13 protein-coding genes and 1 pseudogene are annotated in these 14,632 nt (G+C 53.1%); 6 read left to right on the top strand and 8 right to left on the bottom strand.

Features of this window, described 5'->3' with window-relative positions:
• The first annotated feature begins 4 nt into the window (after positions 1-4).
• Complete coding sequence (gene glnT / locus V0288_RS08405) at positions 5-1,366, top strand: type III glutamate--ammonia ligase (protein WP_332864631.1); 1,362 nt, start codon at positions 5-7, stop codon at positions 1,364-1,366.
• 115 nt (positions 1,367-1,481) lie between these two features.
• Positions 1,482-2,363 (top strand): ABC transporter permease, encoded by an 882-nt coding sequence (locus V0288_RS08410; RefSeq protein ID WP_332864632.1) that lies wholly within the window; start codon positions 1,482-1,484, stop codon positions 2,361-2,363.
• Between the two features lie 132 nt (positions 2,364-2,495).
• Here the strand turns inward: V0288_RS08410 and V0288_RS25100 are convergent.
• The 4 genes and pseudogenes from V0288_RS25100 to V0288_RS08425 form a co-directional block, all read right to left on the bottom strand.
• Positions 2,496-2,676 (bottom strand): annotated as a pseudogene (locus V0288_RS25100) (hypothetical protein).
• Between the two features lie 177 nt (positions 2,677-2,853).
• Positions 2,854-3,078, bottom strand: a complete 225-nt coding sequence (brnA, locus tag V0288_RS08415; RefSeq protein WP_332864633.1) for a type II toxin-antitoxin system BrnA family antitoxin — start codon at positions 3,076-3,078, stop codon at positions 2,854-2,856.
• 234 nt (positions 3,079-3,312) lie between these two features.
• A complete protein-coding gene (locus V0288_RS08420; RefSeq protein WP_332864634.1) occupies positions 3,313-4,221 on the bottom strand; it encodes a UbiA family prenyltransferase in 909 nt (302 codons plus the stop codon).
• 623 nt (positions 4,222-4,844) lie between these two features.
• Positions 4,845-6,203 (bottom strand): cytochrome P450, encoded by a 1,359-nt coding sequence (locus tag V0288_RS08425; protein WP_332864635.1) that lies wholly within the window; start codon positions 6,201-6,203, stop codon positions 4,845-4,847.
• A gap of 226 nt (positions 6,204-6,429) precedes the next feature.
• Between V0288_RS08425 and V0288_RS08430 the strand changes: the two genes are divergently transcribed.
• A complete protein-coding gene (locus tag V0288_RS08430) occupies positions 6,430-6,831 on the top strand; it encodes a hypothetical protein (protein ID WP_332864636.1) in 402 nt (133 codons plus the stop codon).
• Positions 6,832-6,845: 14 nt separating this feature from the next.
• Here the strand turns inward: V0288_RS08430 and kaiC are convergent, their stop codons facing one another.
• The 3 genes from kaiC to V0288_RS08445 form a co-directional block, all read right to left on the bottom strand.
• The gene (kaiC, locus tag V0288_RS08435; RefSeq protein ID WP_332864637.1) at positions 6,846-8,408 is read right to left on the bottom strand and encodes a circadian clock protein KaiC; all 1,563 of its coding nucleotides are present in this window, start codon (positions 8,406-8,408) and stop codon (positions 6,846-6,848) included.
• A gap of 80 nt (positions 8,409-8,488) precedes the next feature.
• Entirely contained in the window at positions 8,489-8,803 is a 315-nt protein-coding gene (kaiB, locus tag V0288_RS08440) for a circadian clock protein KaiB (protein ID WP_332864638.1), read from the bottom strand.
• 314 nt (positions 8,804-9,117) lie between these two features.
• On the bottom strand, positions 9,118-10,017 hold the full coding sequence (locus tag V0288_RS08445; RefSeq protein WP_332864639.1) for a circadian clock protein KaiA: 900 nt from the start codon (positions 10,015-10,017) through the stop codon (positions 9,118-9,120).
• Positions 10,018-10,313: 296 nt separating this feature from the next.
• Here V0288_RS08445 and V0288_RS08450 point away from each other — a divergent pair, with 296 nt between their 5' ends.
• From V0288_RS08450 to V0288_RS08460, 3 genes are all read left to right on the top strand, one after another.
• Complete coding sequence (locus V0288_RS08450; protein WP_332864640.1) at positions 10,314-12,683, top strand: hybrid sensor histidine kinase/response regulator; 2,370 nt, start codon at positions 10,314-10,316, stop codon at positions 12,681-12,683.
• 74 nt (positions 12,684-12,757) lie between these two features.
• Positions 12,758-13,237 (top strand): SRPBCC family protein, encoded by a 480-nt coding sequence (locus V0288_RS08455; RefSeq protein ID WP_332864641.1) that lies wholly within the window; start codon positions 12,758-12,760, stop codon positions 13,235-13,237.
• Positions 13,238-13,404: 167 nt separating this feature from the next.
• Positions 13,405-14,466 carry an Mrp/NBP35 family ATP-binding protein gene (locus tag V0288_RS08460; RefSeq protein WP_332864642.1) on the top strand — a complete coding sequence of 354 codons (1,062 nt, stop codon included), beginning with the start codon at positions 13,405-13,407 and terminating at the stop codon, positions 14,464-14,466.
• On the opposite strand, the gene V0288_RS08465 is transcribed toward V0288_RS08460, so the two are convergent.
• Positions 14,463-14,606, bottom strand: coding sequence for a hypothetical protein (locus V0288_RS08465; RefSeq protein WP_332864643.1), 144 nt, complete (start codon positions 14,604-14,606; stop codon positions 14,463-14,465). The two genes, V0288_RS08460 and V0288_RS08465, sit on opposite strands and share 4 nt — an antisense overlap.
• Between the last annotated feature and the right edge of the window lie 26 nt (positions 14,607-14,632).

Raw genomic sequence — 14,632 nt, forward strand, 5'->3', positions numbered from 1 at the left:
AAAAATGACGGAAAATTTAACTCCAGAACTCGAAAACCTGAAAAAATCCCTCGAATCGCGCGGGGTGAAATACGCGCTGGCGAGTTTCGTCGATATACACGGGATGTGTAAGGCGAAATCGGTTCCGATCTCCCACTTCGGACAGATGATGGCGGGATCGGAATTGTTTACCGGCGCGGCGCTCGATGGGGTTCCCCAAGAGGTTTGTGATGAAGAGGTCGCTACCTTTCCCGATCCGCGTTCGGCGACGATTTTACCCTGGAACCCGGAAATCGTCTGGTTCGCCAGCGATCTCTATCTATCCGGGAAACCCTTCGACGCGTGTAGTCGGGGGATTCTCCAGCGGATTCTACAGGAAGCGGCCGCGATGGGGTTCACCTTCAATCTAGGTATCGAGACCGAATTTTTTATCCTCAAGGAAACCGAGGGGGGAAAAGTCGCGCCGGTGAGCGATCGGGATACCCTAGCCAAGCCCTGCTATGACCTGCAAGGATTGCTCGATAATTACGTCTGGGTGACGGAAATCGTCGAGGCGATGAACGCGCTCGGGTGGGATGTCTATTCCTTCGACCACGAGGACGGAAACGGACAATTCGAGACCGATTTCGCCTACGCGGACGCGCTGACGATGGCCGATCGATTTACCTTTTTCCGGCTGATGGTCAAGGAAATCGCCCGAAAACACGGCTATTTCGCCACCTTCATGCCGAAACCCTTCGCCGATCGAACCGGGAGCGGCGCGCACTATAATATGTCTCTCGCCGATATAGAGACGGGAAAGAACCTATTCGTCGATAATAGCGATCCGAGAGGGTGTAAGCTCTCGAAATTGGGCTATCAGTTCATCGCGGGCGTTCTCAGACACGCGAGCGCCATCTGTGCCGTCATCGCGCCGACGGTGAACAGTTATAAGCGCCTAGTCGCGCGCGGCAGTATGTCCGGCTTTACCTGGGCGCCGGTGTACGTCTGCTACGGCAACAATAATCGGACGAATATGATGAGAATTCCGCTCGCGGGGGGACGGGTAGAGTGTCGCGCCGCGGATATCTCCTGTAATCTCTATCTAGGTGCGGCTATGATGCTCGCGGCCGGACTGGAGGGGATTCGCGAGGGACTCGATCCCGGCGAACCCCACCGGGAAAATATGTATACCTGTTCCCTCGAACAACTGCGGGAAATGGGGATCTCTTTCCTGCCGCGGACTCTAGGGGAAGCGATCGCCGCCTTCGCCAGCGATCCCCTCAGTGAGAAGGTGATGGGGACGACGATGTACAACAGTTTTATCGATTTCAAAACGCGGGAGTGGGAGGAATATCACTGCCACGTTTCCGATTGGGAGATCGATCGATATTTACGATTTTTCTAATAGGGGAAAGGAGGTGAAGGGGGTAAAAGAGTCAAGAATTAAAATCGCTCTTTTCCCTTTTCCCCGAAAACTCCCCCATCCCCCACTCTTCCCTAACCATCAGGAGTTACCCACAATGCTCGAATCCGCTCCCACCGAATCGAACGCCGGAGACGCACCCGCGGTGAACGAACCCGTATCGAGACAGTATCGCTATCTGAAACCGTCGGTATTTTGGAGTATCCGACAGGGATTTCCCAAGCGATTATCGTTGTTATTAATGGGGTTATCGTTGGGAATTCCCTTGCTTGTTTGGACGGTTCTCAGTTCCCTACAGGTGATCCCGCCCACTTTTTTACCGACTCCGATGGCGGTTTTCCAAGCGGGAATGACGATGTTCGCCGAGGCGAATTTGTTAGCCGATATTTTGGCGAGTAGCGGTCGGGTATTGGCGGGTTTTGTGGTGGCGGCGGCGATCGGTGTGCCGATCGGATTGTTGATGGGAACTTTTTATAGTATGGATAGTTTCTTCGCGCCGATCGTCGGTACGGTGAGATATATGCCCGTCACCGGATTCGTACCGTTAATTATTATCTGGGTGGGATTGGGAGAAACCTCGAAAATTATTATTATTATGTTGGGGGTGGTGCTGTATAACGCGATCATGGTGGCCGACGCGGTGAAATTTATTCCCGACGAGATGATTAATGTGGCCTACACGATGGGCGCGAACCGCCGCGATGTGTTATGGAAAGTGATCGTTCCCGCGACTTTCCCCAGTGTTTTAGATACCTTACGGGTGAATATTTCTGGGGCTTGGAACTTTCTCGTGATCGCGGAATTGCTCGCATCACAAAATGGTTTAGGCTTTAAAATTATTCAAGCGCAACGCTTTTTACAGACGGATAAAGTGCTGTTCTGTATTGTTTTAATCGGGGCGATCGGACTGGCGATCGATTACGCGTTAAAGTGGGTTTCCCGTCTCCTCACTCCTTGGGCCGATCAGGTACGACATTAAAGAATTTAGTCGGATTCGGAAAGCTCGATCGAGTTTTCAGGCAAAAAATAGTAAATTAGTAGCGATCGAGAGCGCGGATCGTGGAGAGGGCATAGATCGAATCATTTCGTCGCTGACTTCTTTCGTATCGCTTTACTGTCCGCGTCCGGGTTTACAATCGGCGAAATCTAGCGCTTCCGTGTCGAGAAAACTGGCGATCGCCATCTCGATTATCGCCTCGATCGGGTATTCGATCTCGAATGCGATCGGGCAAACGTTCTAAAATAGCTTCCGCGTCGGCGCGAGACAGTTTTTCCGGTAATTCGATCGGCATGGTTTCAACTATACGGTAGGATTTCTTCTAAAAGGGTTTGAACTTTCTCTAGTCCGTAACCGGTGGGGATTCCGCCCATTTTAACAAGGCGTAGGCCCGATCGAACCGCGGGGTGCGTCCGGCTTCTCCGAGAGCGACATCGATCGGTTAGGCTCTAATTTCGGCTTCGATCGTGGATTAAGGAGCGGGGGCGAGGTGTCGGGCTAGATAGTTTTCTAGAAAAGTTTGCGTGGAAACGCCCTCTTTTCCGGCTTCGGCTTCTAGTTTGCGAATGATCCAGAGGGGTAAATCGAGTTCGATTTTTTGTTTTTCTCGGTTGGGTCTTCTGGCTCGGGATAGATCGAAAAATTCGCTCATATCTTCCCCGTCATCGAATTTTCTATCAAATTCCTCGGCTTTCATAAACACTAATCTCCTCGGTACAGAAACGACACATTTGAGCATCTATCGGTGGAAGGAGGGGAAACCCGGCGATCGGGGTTTTATCGGGTTTCGTTCCTCAACCGACCTACTAATTTACTGTAATACGATCAGCCCGGATAGATCATTACCCGGTTCTCTCACCCGTCCCCGATCGGATAACAACACTTTTGTAGCCTTATCGCGTTATCAACATCACTGGCCGCTCGATGTTTCCTAGAGGGTAAAGATCGCGATGAACGGGATCGAGCAATATAAGTAAGTAAATAGCTTATAGGTCATATCATCGGCTTGAGGGGAGCGAAAAACTAAAATCCGTACCGCGATACTCCAACTGATAACGGCAAGTACCATATTTCCTAAAATAATCTCCCCTCTCCACGAAGTTGACATCATCAACGCGAAATAAAAGACTATGGGAAAAACAATAAAACCCGATATTAATAGAATTCGGCACGGTATTTCGCCGACCACGAGGGGAAGTGTTTTGCGGTGAATGACACGATCTCCTTCTATATCTCGTAGATCTTGGACGGCACCTAAAAGCAACCACATACCGGCCGCCATTAAAATCCAGTGCCAGGCGATGGGCGTGATCGGCCTGATTAGTTGCCAAGCGGGTGCGAGTTGCGCGACAGTTGCCCCGGCAATTACGAGATTTCTCGTTAACCAATGGGTACCGGCCCGTCCGAAATTATATAAAATGACGAACACTTGCCACAAGATCGCCCACTCTAGTACCCCCCACAACCAGGCAACCCCTAGCGATAGTGCCATACCGATCGCTAACCGAACGATCGCTCCATGATGAGAAACGGCTCCCGTGACTAGAGGACGATCCGGTTTATTAATTCGATCTTCTTCAATGCCTACGATTTGGTTGGATAGACAAAAGGAAAAAAGATACAGGTAAAAATAGAGGAGGCCGCGTGCCAAGCCCCCGATCCACTCGATCGCGGGTAAAGATTGACTATTTAACGCCGCCAGTAAAAATAACAGTTCCGGTACGATCGCGCTCGAAATATCGCGATAGATGAATTGCCAACTTATGCGAATTTCCCGATAAACGCTCTCTAGTAATCGACCGACTAAGCCCCGGCGAAAAGATACCAGTTCAATTTGCATGATTTTTTTCACCCTCAAAAGATTTCACTCGCGTACCCGCGCGGATTCTACTCTCGATACTGTAGGTCCGTGGATAGTACCCCCGTATAAGCCACGTCACATCTCTCGATGCGTGTTCAGCTTGAATCTTAATATATCTTAAAATATTCAGAATAAGCGCTTCTAAATTCCCGATCGATCGGACTTGACAAACGAGACAAATGATGGGTAGAAACAATGACTCGATCGGGAATCCGGTGAAAATTGTGTTCTCCGTTACGGGATAGGTGCGAGTCTCGCGCCCCTACATTAGACAATGGATGGATGGTAGGGCTGTATGGCATCGGTCCTCTCCTCGATAGGATGAGTGGGTCATCCTAACACCGAGAGAGCGAAGTTTGTTCGATTTGTCATCCGGTAATTGTTGCCGTTTATCGCCAGAGGAGTGTTTTCGGTGAACGAGCGAAATTGTGGGTAACTCAAGCTCAAAATCTAGACTAGACAAGAATTTCGATCGACCCGGAAATCGACGGTACTCCTACAGAGATCGAACGAGGATGATCGAGAATGAGACCGTTGGTTTAACGAGCGCTGAAGTTTGAGAAACCTTTCTATGAAAGCGTTTAAAACATCCGACTCCTGACCTATATTTTTTGCTTAGGAGCGATCGCTACCAGTTTCACCCCATTGGAGGGACCCAACGTAACCCAGCGGCGAACGGGCTTCACCGGACGACTATCGGCCAATTCTATCTCCCAATTAGATAGAATAGTCGCCAATATTAATTTCATCTCGAATTGAGCGAACTCCATTCCTATACAACGACGCGCTCCCCCACCAAAGGGAAGGTATTCGTAGGGTGAAAATTGCTTTGTCAAAAACCGTTCTGGTTTAAAAAGTTTTGGTTCTGGGTAAAGATCTTCTCGGTGATGAGTTAAATAGATTAAGCTGACCACCATTGTACCGGGAGAAAGCTGATATCCCATCAACTCTACCGAGGATTTAACCTGCCGGGGAAGGGTATGAATCGTCATAGGATAAATTCGCAATGTTTCCGAGCAGATAGCACTCAAATAGGGCAACCGAACTATTTCCATCGGATCGGGATTCTCCCCTAATGTTGCCAGTTCTTGGAGTAATTGTTCTCGCACCGGTGGCAGTTTGTGAATCCAGTATAATGCCCAAGCTAGAGCGGTGGCGGTCGTATCGTGGCCTCCGATTAATAAACTAATTAGTTCATCGTGTAGTTCTAGATCGGTCATCGGTTGACCTTGAGTATCTCGTGCCGCGAGCATTAGACTAAGAATATCTGTGCGAGTAGGATCGAAGTTCGCCCGTCTATATTTAATTTCGGCGTATAGAAGCTCGTCAATCTGTTGTTGTTCTTCTAAAAAACGTCCCCAAGGACTCCAAGAACCTAAATTCCGTTGCAGTGCTGGAATAAATAACAGGGCGACACCTAGAGGAGAACTGAGTCTTTTTAATACTGAACTAATGAGTTGTTCTAGTTTTTCGTAGCGTGGCCCCTCCTCTAAGCCAAACACTTCCCGCAAGATAACCGCTAGGGAAATTTTCTGCATGGTCTCAAAGGCGATAAATCTCTCGCCCGGTTGCCACTGGTTCGATACTTCTCTCGCGAGATCACAAATCACTTGACCATAATGCCGCATCCGTTCCCCGTGAAAAGAAGGCATCAATAGTTGTCGCGCGCGGCGGTGATTCTCGCCTTCAAGCATCAACAGGGATTGGTTTCCCACCAATGGTAGTAAAATTTGGTTTACCCAGCCAGGAGCTTCAAATTCTTTCGTGTCACGGGTAAGTAGTTGTTGATTGCCCTGGGGATGGCTCACGTACACCGTCGGTTTAAGTCCGGTGATACCGACGGGCGCCGTGAAAATATCGGGATACTCTCGGGCGCAGTTGTCTAGATATTCTAGTGGACGGGTTAGAAAATGAAACATCTGTAATAAGGGCCATGTTTTGGGTCCATCTGGCAGGGGCATTCGAGAACTCTCCTTAGCTCGGTTTTATCGAATTTTAACGCGAGTTCGGGATCGGCGTTCTGATCCGTCGGGATTTCTTGGGGGTTTCGGCGATCGATCTAGCCGGTGATCCGCAAAAACCAAGTCGCTGGGAACCTTAAAACGAACTTATCAATATATAGTGCCTCTCACTCTCCCGCCCGATCGTGCTAAAACAAGAGATAGCCGCGATCGATCGCTCTCCCCCATGAACTCCCCCGCGTTAGAGATCTGGCAGAAGAAACTGGACTTCCTACAACAACAGGAAGCCATAACCGCCGATCCCTCCATCAAATTCCAGCTAATACAGGAAATCCAAGAATGTAAGCGGAAAATCGCCGAACTACAAGGAACGCGACAACCCACCCAGACAGCGAACCCGTCCGGCGCGATCGATCGCCTGAAACTCCGGCGAACCCTACAATCGCTCACCGTCGCCGACTTTAGCGACCTGATCTACGCGCTCAACGTACCCGCCGGTTTCATCCCTCCCCCGCAAGCGGCTCAAGCCAGTCGCGTGGACGCGCTCTTGACTTGGGCGCAATCCCCCACCGGCCGCGGATTAGAGGAAATTCAAAATATATTGACGGAAATCATCGAAAACCGGTGATTCCCGATCGAGATTTACTCGTCTTGTAATTTATCGCGGACATTGCGGACGATGCGGGAGAGTTCGCTTTTCTCGTCCACCGTGATCCGGCTGGGGGAACCGCTAATGATGCGCTCGTAGTTGCGGAAAGAATCCTTGATTTCCGCGCCGTCCTGACTGATGCTGTACTCGCGAATCCCCTTATCGTGCCACGAACCCCGCATTTTGAAGACGTTGATCGCGCGCGACATTTCGCCGCGGATCTCGACGTACTGGAGCATTAGAATCGTGTCCGTGATCGTGGAGATATGCGACTCGGTGATCGAGTGAGCTCCCATGAACTGATCCGTGGTATTCGTAAAAAATCCCGTGATTTCCTCCTGTTTCGCGTATCCAGTCACCCCGATGACGAACTGACGGAACGCGTTATTCGTCACCCCCCGCGCCAAGGCCGACAGGGAATCGATCGCGATTCGGGAGGGTTTGAACTCGGAAATTTCCGACTTGATCATCTGTAAATGATCCTCCAATCCCGCCGATTCCGGGTAGGAACAGAGTAATTTTAAGAGTCCCTTGCGTTCCATTTCCTCGAAATCGATCCCCCAAGAAGAGGCGTTTCGGGACAATTGGGCGCGGGATTCCTCGTAAGCGAAGAGGATCGCCCGCTCGCCGCGCCGACAGCCTTCTTCGAGAAATTTGCTCACCAGGAGCGTTTTTCCCGTACCCGTCGCGCCGGTCGCTAGGATAATCGAATCCTTGAAGAACCCCCCCCCGCACATCTCGTCGAGGGTTTTCACGCCGGAGGAAATCCGGGCGTTAGACGATCGCTGGGTCAATCGCATCGCTCCTAGGGGGAATATATTGATCCCGTCGTTGGTGATGGTGAAGGGATACTCGCCTTTCATGTGCGTCGTCCCGCGCAGTTTGAGGATCTCGATCGTCCTGCGTCTTCTCTCTCCCTCTAAGACGTTGCGGACGATCGCCACGTTATCGGATACGAACTCTTCTACACCGAAACGCGCCACCGGCCCGTATTCCTCGACGCGTTCGGTGGTCATGATCGAGGTAACATCCAGCGCTTTCAACCGGGCCACGAGACGGAAAATCTCGCGCCGGACGACCGAGGCCGCCTCGTACTGTTGGAAAACGGCGGTCACGGAGTCGATCGAGACCAATTTCGCCTTATATTTGGTGATCGCGTACTGGATTCGCTCGATTAGTGCCGAAAGATCGAAACTACCGACCACTTCCTGCCCCTCCGGATCGGGAGACGCGTCGAGAATAAAGAGTTTCCCCTGTTCGATCAGCGCTTCGAGATCCCAGCCGAAACTGTGGGCGTTTTGGATGATGTCTACCGGCGACTCTTCAAAAGTGACGAAAAGCCCCGGATAATCGAAATATTTGATTCCGTGGTAGAGGAATTGAATCGCGAGTAAGGTTTTTCCCGTTCCCGACGTGCCGCTGACGAGGGTGGTTCGGCCGGAAGGTAAACCGCCGTGGGTGATTTCATCGAATCCCTCGATCAGGGTGCGGATTTTACGAACGCCTTTCGGGTTAACGGGAGAGTTGGATTGTCCATTCGGGTTCGGTTGGTTCATTTTCTGTCGATCGCCATCCACAAGTATTAATCGGTCTTTTTAAAAAGATAGATATTATCCCACCACCGAAGTCTATTGTCTCAGAGATCGTCATTCCGATCGCGGATCTCTTCGTAGAGAAGATCCAGACCGATCAATACTTTCTCTCGATCGGAAAGATCGCCGATAATTTTCCGTACGGGGGGGGGAAGGACTTTGGCGAGGGTGGGGGTGGCGAGGATCTTGTCTTCCTCGGCCAGTTGCGGGTTTTTCAGCACGTCGATCACCTTTAACGCGTACACCCCTTGAAACTCCTCTTCGAGAATATTTTTCAAGGTTTTCAACGCGCGCACCGAATTGGGCGTGTTTCCCGCGACGTACAGTTTTAAAACGTAGGTTTTTTTAAAGATGCTCATGGGCTAGGTACGGTGTCAAGTGGGGGCTTATCGATAACGTTAACACGAAAAGGAGAGAGCGGGAATCGTGGTTCGACGGCGGGAAACGAGAAAAGTTCGCGGATTTCGCGGGGGTTCTCTTTCGGTTTTAACGCTCGATCGAACGAACATAAATAAGCATAAATGGCAACATTTTTCAAGCGAGAAAGTCAGGAATTCTAGATGTATTCGGGTCCGATCGAGAGCCTTTAGCCGTTCCGGGAAAGTTTCTCTATCGGCAAGGTTCCTCCTTTTCCTGAATGGTAAGCCGCCGCTCGATCGCCGAACGCTAAAAGCTAATCTAAACCGAATAACAGATCGTAGGGAATATCCTCGCGGGGGATCGATCGACGGTACATTTCCCCGAGATGGGCGAGAATATCGATCAGCGCGAGCCGGTAATCGAGCAGGATTTCCTCGCTCCTGCCCTCTAGTTTTAACTGTTGGGAGAATCGATCCATCAAGTCCATGTGAATCTCTAAAATCCGCGACACCGACAGATCGATAAAGAAAACTTGATTGACAAATTCATCGATCGCCTGATTGATCGGATAGTCTTGAGCGAAGTAATTTAAAATGATCTCCTGATACATTTCCCGGAGTCGATCGATCACCTCTTCCCGCTCGATCGGCGGGAGATTCCGATAGAAATATTCCGGGTTCCGCTTGTAGTACACTCCGAGATAGCCCAGTCTTTCCTTTAACTTTTCCGCCAGTCGCCTCTGTTGTAATAACAGGAAACTCTGTTTATTTTCCGCTAGATCGGGTTTGCTGACGATCGCCGGGTGGTCGGACAGGGAACAGGTGGGAGCGAGATGGAGAAAACGGGCGATCGCCCGATCGATCGTCTCGGCGATCTCTTCTAATTTTTCTTCGGGAATGACGATCTCCGCGCTGTGATAGAGACAGGTGGGGGATTCTCCGGCCGCGGGGAGCGGTTCGGCCCCCGGCCGGATCATCACCACCGGCAGGAGGAGTCCCGATTCGTAGAGAGAATTCAGAGCCGGCTGTAGATCCCCCCGCTGGAGAACCACCAGACAATCGATTTTTTCCTTGTGTTCCTCGATACTGTCGAGCAGTTCCTTCGACGACCCTACCAGGGTGAGATGATAGCGTTCATCGCCCAGGAAGGCTCGCAGGGAACGGGCGATCGGGTCCACCGGGACAAAAGCGTAGATAGTCAGTCGAAGAGACAATGTTTTCTTACCCGAAAGATAGTAAAGAAAATACCTCAAGTCAGGATAGCATGGCGCGATCGGGAAAACATCCCGGTCCGCGGGAAGGAACGTCGAGAAAAGTGACGAGGTTCGGGACCGATCGGCCCCCATTATTACTAATTGTAATCAATCGAGCGGTCGTGAGGGGAAGAGAGCGTCATAATAAAGGAAGGAAACTCTCGGGGTTACTTTTCAGGCGCCCGGAACTCGATTCGGTAGCTCTCGCTGTTAACCGTATTTCCCGCGGTTGTTCGATTTCGAGTATCGCGATTGTCATGCCCAGTCTCACGCTCAGTTTGAAGCACTTTAACCAGCCGGTACCGACCTGCGGTTCGATCGCCGATAGTAACACGTTACTGGAACTCGTCGGCGCTCACCCGGCCGGCCCGATCGTCGTGGTCGATCGGGCCGGCGCCCCGATCGGCTCGATCGAGAGTCGGTTTCTGCTCACCCATCTTCTCTACCGACAGGGGAGACAGCGGGGGGAAACCGCAGGAACCCTACCGACGCGACCGATCGATCTGAACGCGCTGGCCCGACCGGTCGTTCCCCTGAACGCGGGGATGTCGGTGACGGAATTTCTGGAAACGCTCACCGGGGAATCGCCGCTTTTCGAGCCTGTTCTCGTCGATAATCGGGGAAAATTTATCGGTAGGTTAGATACCGGGCGTTTATTACGATTTTCTCTCGGCCACGTTCTCCTAGAAGACACCGTTAATCCTCGCCCCCCCGATCGGGTCTGGCGGGAACGACCGATCGACTTTCTCGAACAGTTACCCCTACCCGTCCTCCTGTATTACGATGACGGGGAAATTCTCTATCGGAACCGTCAATGGCGCGAGCGGATCGGCGATTGCTTCCGGTTCCGAGCGCCGGCCGGCCTCGATCGAACGCCGGTCGCCGTCGGCGGGGAGGAGTTAGAAGTCCCGACGCTCTCTCCCGTCCCGCAACGCCTAGACATCCCCGAGGGGGACATCACCCGCGTCTGGCAGTTCGTCCGCGTTCCCCTGTCCCTGTCGATCGAGCCGTCCCTAGCCACCCCCGGCGAGGTCTGGCTGATCGTGGCCACCGATGTCACCGAACAACAGCAGTGCTGTCACGAACTGGCGGTCAAAAACGCCGATCTCGTCCATCTTAACCGCCTCAAAGACGAATTTCTCGCCTGTATCAGCCACGAATTTAAATCGCCCCTGACGGCGGTCGTGGGTCTCTCCAATCTTCTCAGAGAGCAGAAAATCGGCGAACTCAATCCCCGTCAGTCGAAATACGCCGATCTGATCTATCGTAGCGGTCGGCAGTTAATGAGCTTGGTAAACGATCTCCTCGATCTCACCCGTCTGGAAACCGGACAGTTAAAATTAACCCCGGCGCGGGTGCGGCTCGATCGCCTCTGTCAGCGCGTCCGCGAGACGATCGCGGAGAAATATCCCGGACGGGTCGATCGCGCGATCGTCTTCCGGTCGGAGATCGAACCGGGTATCGAAACCATCGTCGCCGACGAGTCCCGATTGCAACAGATGCTCGTGCATCTGCTCGATAACGCCGTGAAATTTACCGCCGATGGCGGCACGTTCGGCCTCAAGGTCAACCGTTGGGAAAATTGGCTGGCTTTCACCGTTTCCGATACCGGCATCGGCATTCCCGAAGAATCGCAACACCTGATCTTCCAGAAATTCCAACAGCTAGAAAGCCCGCTCACCCGACAGTTCGAGGGAACCGGATTGGGCCTCGTCCTCACCCAAAAACTGGCCCGCGCCCACGGGGGCGATCTCTCCTTCGTGTCCAAGGTCGGGCAGGGCAGTCAGTTCACCCTACTTCTCCCCCCCCACCCCCTCGCGGAAAACAGCGATCCGCCGGGGAAACAGCGCCTCGTCCTCGTGGTCAATTCCGCTCCGAAGGCGATCGAGCAATTCGTCGATCGATTGGGCGAGTTGGGCATGAAAGTGATCATCGCCCGAACCGGGACGGAGGCGATCGAGAAAGCCCGGCAACTCCAGCCCCGCTGTATCTTCCTCGCGCCCGAACTTCCCCTACTCTCCGGCTGGGACGTGCTGACCCTGCTAAAATCTCACCCCCGCACCAAAGACATTAAAGTGATCGTCACCGCTCCCGCCTCGGAAAAACAGCACAGCGAACAACAGGGCGCGGACGGCTTTCTCGTGCCGCCGATCACCTCCTCCGCCCTCCAAGCTTGCTTGAACCTCGCCGCGCCCCCTCAGCCCGCCCGCGAGCGGAAAACCTCCCCCACCCTCCTCCGCTTACACGGCAGTCCGGAAACCGCCCCCGAGCTTTCCCCGTTCCAGTGGGTTTGGACGAGTCAGTTAGTACAGGAAAACTACCGTTTTATCGAGGCCGATAGTTTAGAGCAGGCGGAACTTTTGGCGAGTGTTTGGGAAGTGGACGCGATCGTACTGGATCGATCGAGCGCCGACGATCCCCTCGCCTATCTCCGGGAACTCGCCCGATCCGAGGTACTGGCCGCGATCCCCCTCGTCACCCTCGATGTCAGCGTCACCGAGGCCGCCAACCAGATCCCGAAACTGTCGGTGTTTCCCTGTCTCGCCCCGCCGACGGAGAGCCGGATCGAGCAGTTACTCCAGGTGATCGCGACCGCCGGGGCCGCGCGCGATCGTCACGATCGGTAACGACACCGCCGCGCCGATCCCGATTTTTTTCTAAAATAGTAATTTCGCCCGATCGAGTTCGCGGGAGGCAATCGGTGATATTCAATTTCTCTCTTCGGGTAGTGGCGGCCAAAGGCAAGCTGTTCTGTAAATTCTCGCTCTACAAAACCTATCGGGTGGTCAGTAAAGCCCCGGCCGATGTCCTCTGGCAGAAATTAATCAACGTGGCCGACGTTTCCTGGCATCCCCTGATCGCCAAAGCCGACGTTCCCCTCGGACTGATCGCCAAACCCGGATTGATCTATCAGGCCGTCACCCGGTTGACCCCGATCCCGATCCGCCTGTTCGTGGAAAACGTGCGCCCCGGCGAACTCCTCAGCCTGCGCGTGTTAGCCATCCCCGGCATGGAACAAAAGATGACCTATCAGGTCGAGTCCACCGTTTGCGGGACGTATATTTCCTACTCCGTCACCCTGCGCGGTTGGTTATCGCCGTTTATCTGGTGGCTCAGCCGTCCCTATCTCGCCCGAGTCGCCGCCGAACTCGCCCACGCCGCCGAAGAACGGATGGCCTGAAAACGTTAAGATAATTAATCGTTACGACAGGAGTTCGGCGCCGGTCGTTCGGAATCTCGTGTCCGACGAAAGACCCCACCTCGTTGACGTGATAACCCTTGTAATTTCAAAAAAATTTAAATCAGGATTTCGGGCGCGATCCCGGAATCGTAGGAGATTCAATCGTCATGACGCTCGACACGCGCTCGGTACTGGAGGTTTTGCGCCCGGTGCAAGACCCCGAATTACAAAAAAGTTTAGTGGAATTAAACATGATCCGCGACGTGGCGATCGACGGGGGAAAGGTCAGCTTTACCCTGGTGCTGACGACTCCCGCCTGTCCGTTACGGGAGTTTATCGTCGAGGATTGTCAGAGAGCGGTGAAACAACTTCCGGGAGTGGAAACGGTAGACGTGGCCGTGACCGCCGAAACCCCGAAGCAGAAACCGTTACCCGATCGGGAATCGATCGGCGGCGTGAACAATATCATCGCCATCTCTAGCGGCAAAGGAGGCGTGGGCAAAAGTACGGTCGCGGTCAATGTCGCCGTCGCCCTCGCCAATCTAGGCGCGAAAGTGGGCTTATTAGACGCGGATATCTACGGGCCGAACGCGCCGACGATGCTGGGACTCGCGGACGCGGAAGTAAAAGTCCAGAGCGGCAATCAGGACATTCTCGAACCCGCTTTTAATCACGGCATCAAAATGGTGTCGATGGGCTTTTTAATCGATCCGGATCAGCCGGTGATCTGGCGCGGCCCGATGCTCAACGGTATCATCCGTCAGTTTCTCTATCAGGTGAATTGGGGCGAACTCGACTACTTGATCGTGGATATGCCACCGGGGACGGGAGACGCGCAATTAACCCTGATCCAAGCCGTCCCCCTCGCCGGCGCGGTGATCGTCACCACCCCGCAAACCGTTTCCCTGCTCGATGCCCGTCGCGGCTTGAAAATGTTCCAGCAGTTAGGGGCGAGGGTATTGGGCATCGTCGAGAATATGAGTTATTTTATCCCGCCGGATCTGCCCGATCGAGCCTACGATCTCTTCGGTTCCGGGGGAGGAGAGAAAGCCTCGAAGGAACTCGGGGTTCCCCTACTCGGTCGTGTACCCATCGAGATCTCCCTCCGAGAAGGGGGCGACGCGGGTATCCCGATCGTCGTCAGCGAACCGGAATCCGCCTCGGCCAAAGCGCTGATCGATATCGCCAAAGCGATCGCCGCTAAGGTCTCCGTAGCGGCCTATAGTTAGGGAGATGGGGAGATAGGGGAGGTGAGGGCGATGGGGAAGGTGAGGGAAATGGGGTAGTGAAAAAGGTAATCTATCTTACCTCCTGACTCCTGACTCCTGCCTTCTGCCTCCTGACTCCTATCTCGACGACAAGTTATCATTCGAGCGGAAAATTCCGAGGTGTGAG

Source organism: Pannus brasiliensis CCIBt3594, from assembly GCF_036688125.1.
Lineage (GTDB): Bacteria > Cyanobacteriota > Cyanobacteriia > Cyanobacteriales > Microcystaceae > Pannus > Pannus brasiliensis.

What these genes read in the sequence shown, in the direction of transcription:
- glnT (WP_332864631.1), top strand. Translation starts at nt 5, where the DNA reads ATGACGGAAAATTTAACTCCAGAACTCGAAAACCTGAAAAAATCCCTC.
- V0288_RS08410 (WP_332864632.1), top strand. Translation starts at nt 1,482, where the DNA reads ATGCTCGAATCCGCTCCCACCGAATCGAACGCCGGAGACGCACCCGCG.
- brnA (WP_332864633.1), bottom strand. Translation starts at nt 3,078, where the DNA reads ATGAAAGCCGAGGAATTTGATAGAAAATTCGATGACGGGGAAGATATG.
- V0288_RS08420 (WP_332864634.1), bottom strand. Translation starts at nt 4,221, where the DNA reads ATGCAAATTGAACTGGTATCTTTTCGCCGGGGCTTAGTCGGTCGATTA.
- V0288_RS08425 (WP_332864635.1), bottom strand. Translation starts at nt 6,203, where the DNA reads ATGCCCCTGCCAGATGGACCCAAAACATGGCCCTTATTACAGATGTTT.
- V0288_RS08430 (WP_332864636.1), top strand. Translation starts at nt 6,430, where the DNA reads ATGAACTCCCCCGCGTTAGAGATCTGGCAGAAGAAACTGGACTTCCTA.
- kaiC (WP_332864637.1), bottom strand. Translation starts at nt 8,408, where the DNA reads ATGAACCAACCGAACCCGAATGGACAATCCAACTCTCCCGTTAACCCG.
- kaiB (WP_332864638.1), bottom strand. Translation starts at nt 8,803, where the DNA reads ATGAGCATCTTTAAAAAAACCTACGTTTTAAAACTGTACGTCGCGGGA.
- V0288_RS08450 (WP_332864640.1), top strand. Translation starts at nt 10,314, where the DNA reads ATGCCCAGTCTCACGCTCAGTTTGAAGCACTTTAACCAGCCGGTACCG.
- V0288_RS08460 (WP_332864642.1), top strand. Translation starts at nt 13,405, where the DNA reads ATGACGCTCGACACGCGCTCGGTACTGGAGGTTTTGCGCCCGGTGCAA.
- V0288_RS08465 (WP_332864643.1), bottom strand. Translation starts at nt 14,606, where the DNA reads ATGATAACTTGTCGTCGAGATAGGAGTCAGGAGGCAGAAGGCAGGAGT.